The sequence below is a fragment of the Pseudoalteromonas sp. SR45-6 genome, assembly GCF_014163545.1.
Taxonomy (GTDB): Bacteria; Pseudomonadota; Gammaproteobacteria; order Enterobacterales; family Alteromonadaceae; genus Pseudoalteromonas; species Pseudoalteromonas rhizosphaerae.
Genome location: NZ_JACJDM010000049.1, coordinates 19,594 through 22,389 on the forward strand (window position 1 = coordinate 19,594; position 2,796 = coordinate 22,389).

General features: G+C 38.0%; 4 protein-coding genes. 1 reads left to right on the plus strand and 3 read right to left on the minus strand.

What is annotated here, in order from left to right:
* Positions 1-211 precede the first annotated feature (211 nt).
* The 3 genes from H5158_RS23420 to H5158_RS17695 form a co-directional block, all read right to left on the minus strand.
* Entirely contained in the window at positions 212-346 is a 135-nt protein-coding gene (locus H5158_RS23420; protein WP_259397404.1) for a hypothetical protein, read from the minus strand.
* Positions 347-404: 58 nt separating this feature from the next.
* The gene (locus tag H5158_RS17690) at positions 405-563 is read right to left on the minus strand and encodes a YqaE/Pmp3 family membrane protein (protein ID WP_149980587.1); all 159 of its coding nucleotides are present in this window, start codon (positions 561-563) and stop codon (positions 405-407) included.
* A 64-nt stretch (positions 564-627) separates the two neighbouring features.
* Entirely contained in the window at positions 628-1,191 is a 564-nt protein-coding gene (locus H5158_RS17695; protein WP_145236725.1) for a BON domain-containing protein, read from the minus strand.
* 343 nt (positions 1,192-1,534) lie between these two features.
* Between H5158_RS17695 and H5158_RS17700 the strand changes: the two genes are divergently transcribed.
* Positions 1,535-2,191: a LiaF domain-containing protein gene (locus H5158_RS17700; protein ID WP_182740536.1), complete on the plus strand. Its 657-nt coding sequence runs from the start codon at positions 1,535-1,537 to the stop codon at positions 2,189-2,191.
* Positions 2,192-2,796: the final 605 nt, after the last annotated feature.

The following is a 2,796-nucleotide window of genomic DNA, read 5'->3' on the forward strand; positions in this document are numbered from 1 at the left end:
CACTCGCCTACAAGTGATTTAACACCGAGATAAACTTTAACACCCGTAGGCGTTAAGCTTGCTGACGCAAAAACACCTATGACTATAATAAAATGAGAGGTTAAACATTCTTGGGGAAGGTTATAAGTGGATGTTCTTAATGAAAATAACAACATACACTTATAATTTTGGTATATAACATCCTAGCAAAATCCTTCTAATATCTACTTATTTAAAGCCCATTCCTTGCTGCTTTTACTTCGCTCCTTGATGCGCTATTCATTAGTTCCTTCCATTGCTGTGCCGTCCAAAGTGGCTTTGCGCTTTTTACGATCCCTTGTTGGTTTTTCCTTAATACGTTATCCATAATGTTACTCCTTGCCATCTATTGGCTGTTCATCCTTGTTATATTTCACACTGTGACTCTAACGACGTCCGATTATATAAATTGCATGTATCAGACCAGGAATATACCCTAGTAATGTTAACAAAATATTAATCCAAAACTGAGCACCTAAACCAACTTGTAAAAATACACCAAGTGGTGGAATAAGTACTGAAAATATAATTCGTATTAAATCCATGACTCTCACTCCCTGAAATTTATATAAGAAAGCCCAGCATAACTGGGCATTCGTGGCTTATAGATTATTCAGCTACAATAGTTAAGTTATCAACTACATCGCGAACATCTTCGGCATTCTTAGCAATTTTCACCGCTAGCTGTTTTTCAGCATCCGAACCAACAGTACCATTTAGCGTTACCACACCTTTATCGGTATCTACGTCAATATCCGTACCGCCTACTTCAGAGTTAAACAAATAGCGTGTTGTAATAACGGTAGTAATTTTAGCATCCGTTAAATCACTTTCTGTGCTATCTGATTTCATCTTCTTGCTTTTTGTATCCGTGTTTTTAACGACCGTTAGCTCGTTATCAACATCAGTTACACCATCTAGACTTAAGATAAGCTCTTCCGCTAGCTCTTTATCAAGCTCACTTTCAACTTTACCAGTTAGTACAACCTTGCCATTTTTTACATCAGTGTTAATGTCAAAGTTGTTTAAGTTAGTGTTCATTAACAGAACCGTTTCTGCCTTACCATCAATCCAAGCATCTTTACTTTCATTTTCCCAGCTGTTTGCTTGCGCACCCATAGCGGTTGTACCAAGAACTAACGCTGCAATAATAGATTTGTTAAATGTTTTCATAATCTTTCTCCTTTTGATTAAAGACAATATGATTAATGCGAACATCAAGCCAACTTTTAAAGCACTTAAAATCAATAACTTAAGCTTTATTTGATATAGCGCTAGCTTTAGTCTTGGTAATTATTTACAGACTGCTCGGTAATTTATTCTGGTCGTTGCAAAATTAACCATTTAATAGCATTATTCGTTAATCTGTCGTTAATATAACAAACGCACCTAACAAAAATAAATTTAAATTATTGATTATTAAGCTAATTAATAAATGGCCTAAGCTTTGCTTTAACTATTGCAGTACTGAGCAATCATAAAATACACCAACAGCATCACTTATAAGGAATACATCATGACTGTGAAATTAGAAGATCGCCCAATTGAGCAAGTGCGTGAACAAGTTATTGATCAATTAATATATAACTACAGTCATGCTGTTATTTCAGCTGATGCTTTTGAGCGTCGATTAGATCAGGCAATGGCTGCGAAAGATAACCAAAGCTTAATTGATTTGGTAAGTGACCTAGAATTAACAACCGATAGTAATTACCAGTGGGAAAAACGTGCGCAGTTTAGCCCAAACTATAGTAATAAAAGCAGCGATGAAACATTGCACTTGCGAAGTATCTTAGGATCAAACGAGCGCAGTGGGCAATGGGTAGTACCAAAAGAAATCCACCTGACGAACTTACTTGGTTCTATTGAACTTGATTTCACTGACGCCATATTTCAGCATCAAAATATCACCATCCATGTCAATTGCTTACTAGGCAATGATGAAATTTATGTGCCAGAACACGTCAATGTTGTATCAAAACTGTTCAGTATTATTGGTAGTGTTGAAAACAAATCAGTGTCACTGAATAAACACCAAGGGCCAACCATTACTATCGAAGGAAAAGTTATTCTGGGCTCTGTGGAAATTAAAATTAAGCGCACCATTAAAGAAAAGTTTATCTCATTCGCCAACAGCCTTAAAACCAGTTGGCAAGATATCAATAAACATTAATGGATAAAACACAGTTAAAGCTTAACACCGTAGGCGTTAAGCTTGCTGACGCAAAAACACCGAAACAATATTGAATATCGCGGTGGCAAGCCACTCGCCTATAAGTGAGTAATTAAACACTGAGATTAACGTTAACACCCGTAGGCGTTAAGCTTGCTGGCGCAAAAACACCGAAACAATATTGAATATCGCGGTGGCAAGCCACTCGCCTACAGTGAGTAATTAAACACTGAGATTACCGTTAACACCCGTAGGCGTTAAGCTTGCTGGCGCAAAAACACCGAAGCAATATTGAATATCGCGGTGGCAAGCCACTCGCCTACAGTGAGTAATTAAACACTGAGATTAACGTTAACACCGTAGGCGTTGAGCTTGCTGACGCAAAAACACCGAAACAATATTGAGTATCGCGGTGGCAAGCCACTCGCCTACAGTGAGTAATTAAACACCTGAGATTAACGTTAACACCCGTAGGCGTTAAGCTTGCTGACGCAAAAACACCGAAACAATATTGAGTATCGCGGTGGCAAGCCACTCGCCTACAGTGAGTAATTAAACACCTGAGATTAACGTTAACACCCGTAGGCGTTAAGCTTGCTGACGCA

Excerpts from the sequence above, each read along its gene's own strand:
- H5158_RS17690 (WP_149980587.1), bottom strand. The coding sequence starts at position 563 with ATGGATTTAATACGAATTATATTTTCAGTACTTATTCCACCACTTGGT.
- H5158_RS17700 (WP_182740536.1), top strand. The coding sequence starts at position 1,535 with ATGACTGTGAAATTAGAAGATCGCCCAATTGAGCAAGTGCGTGAACAA.
- H5158_RS23420 (WP_259397404.1), bottom strand. The coding sequence starts at position 346 with ATGGATAACGTATTAAGGAAAAACCAACAAGGGATCGTAAAAAGCGCA.
- H5158_RS17695 (WP_145236725.1), bottom strand. The coding sequence starts at position 1,191 with ATGAAAACATTTAACAAATCTATTATTGCAGCGTTAGTTCTTGGTACA.